The sequence below is a fragment of the Mesotoga infera genome (assembly GCA_011045915.1).
Taxonomy (GTDB): Bacteria; Thermotogota; Thermotogae; order Petrotogales; family Kosmotogaceae; genus Mesotoga; species Mesotoga infera_D.
In genome coordinates, this window is the sequence record DSBT01000394.1 from 1 (window position 1) to 2,232 (window position 2,232).

Consider the following 2,232-nt stretch of genomic DNA (forward strand, 5'->3'; position numbering starts at 1 on the left):
TCTGCGCTGATGAACGGTTATCCCGTTGATTCGGATTACACATGGCTTTCCGTCAGAGAATGAAGACGGGTTTTTGCTAAAACGTCACATCCTGTCTGAAAAGAGCCGTCCTTCGTTGCCCGTCCAAGATCATGGATGCGTTTTTCGTCAAGACCTAAGCCCAGATCCTTACAAGTAGCATGTCAGATATTCTAAGGGGAGAGTATCATGCCCCGAAAACATGTTGTATCATCCAGTAATATCCCCGCGCATCATCTCGTAGAGCCTTCCCTGAAAGCCTGCCCCAAAATGCTTTTGTTTGGGGCTCCTGTTCAGGGCCCCTGTACGGGATATTGTCCTACATTATTGCTCTTCCTCAAATGATCAATATAGCGTTGAAGAAAATAAGCGTCGGAAAGATTCATGAATTACCTGGAAGACTTATGTATATATAACACAAAATGCCGAGTCCTTTCAAAGAAATTGATCGGAAATCTAGAAAGAAAGAGAGATACGAAGATGATTTTCTATTAATATACTATATAGTATAATACTGTAAAGTATAATAAGTGGGTGATTATTGTGTTTGTTGGCAGAAAGAGGGAATTAGCCTATCTCGAGGAGAGATTCGAAAGGGGAAAACCGGAACTGCTTATTCTATACGGTAGAAGGAGAGTTGGAAAGACAGAACTCACAAAGGAATTCTTGAGGAAGAAACGGGGGATCTATTACCTGGCGGAGAAACTGCCTGAGAATCTTCAACTGAAGAAGCTCTCCGAGAAGGTTATTGAATTCTTCGACGAAGACATAATAGCCGGATTCTCCAACTGGGAGCTGCTGTTCAAGTACCTTGCCTCCAAGCACGATCGATACATACTCGTGATAGATGAGTTTCCTTACCTTATAGAAAGAGAACCGGGCATTATCTCGTCTTTTCAAAAGGGCTGGGACGAATACTTGTCAAACTCGAATGTCTTTCTCATTCTCACGGGTTCGAGCGTCTCCGTGATGGAGAACAGTGTCTTGAGCTATAAGAGCCCTCTATACGGCAGGCGAACTGGACAGCTTCTCCTAAACCAGTTCCCCTTCAATGAAATCGGCGAGTTCTTCGAGAAGAAATACGAATTTGACGATTTACTCAAGATATGGGGCACTCTTGGTGGAGTACCGTTCTATCTTGAGCAGTTTGACAGCGATCATGACTACTACGGAAATGTCATGGAGAAGATATACAACCAGAACGAGGTGTTGTTTGCCGAAGCCGAGTTTCTTCTGAATGAGGAGCTCAGAGAACCGAGAAACTACTTCGCCATTTTGAGGGCAATTTCGCTCGGAAAGAGAAAACTGGGCGAGATAATAAACGAAACCGGTATCGACAAAAGTAGCATCATGAAATATATCTCCATTCTCAATCTTCTTGGCATAGTCGAGAAAGAAGTACCAGTGGGTGAAGATCCGCTTAAAAGCAAGAAGGGACTATACAGAATAGCAGACAACTTCTTCAGATTCTACTTCCGTTATGTTTTCTATTACAAAGATCTCATACTCACCGATCAGAGGGAAAGACTGTTGAGCATCCTGAAAGATACCGAAGACCAGTTCTTCTCACTCACATATGAGGATTTCGCGCGCAGTGCCGTCATGTGGATTAGCGGAACGAATTACTTCGAAATCGGTCGCTGGTGGGATAGAAACGCTGAAATCGATCTGGTGGCCATGAACAGAGAAGAGAGACGAATATTATTGGGAGAAGTCAAGTGGAGTGAAAGGCCCGTCGGCACTGATATTCTTGCAGCATTGCGTGAAAGGGGAAATCTGCCGCGATGGGATGAATTCAAAGAGAAGGAGTACGCTATCTTCAGCAGATCTGGCTTCACCAAAGCTCTAGTTGACGAGGCTAAGTCCGATCGATCTCTAATGCTCTTTCACGGGGACAAGAGAGTAGTCTAAAGATCCTGTGATAATCACACCACTTTCGAAAAATCTGTCAGGAGGAAACCTCTTCGACAGTTTACTAATCTTCTGATGAGAGGAATAGGAATCGAGAAGCCAGTAACCTTCGGTGGCAAGTCAGCACTTCGTCGGAAAGCGAAAACAGGGGCTGACGAGTTCAATTAGACCAGCTGTACGCTGAAAGTAAAGATCCCGCTGATCGCTGATGAACAGAGAAATCATCTCTATTCTCCTCCTTGGTCATCCCGATATGAAACTGATCGGGATCTCAATCTAGGAACCGCTGATCGCTGATGAAAA

At 44.3% G+C, this 2,232-nt stretch carries 1 protein-coding gene; it reads left to right on the plus strand.

Features of this window, described 5'->3' with window-relative positions:
- Positions 1-561: 561 nt before the first annotated feature.
- Complete coding sequence (locus ENN47_12650) at positions 562-1,929, plus strand: ATP-binding protein (GenBank protein HDP78997.1); 1,368 nt, start codon at positions 562-564, stop codon at positions 1,927-1,929.
- Positions 1,930-2,232 lie beyond the last annotated feature (303 nt).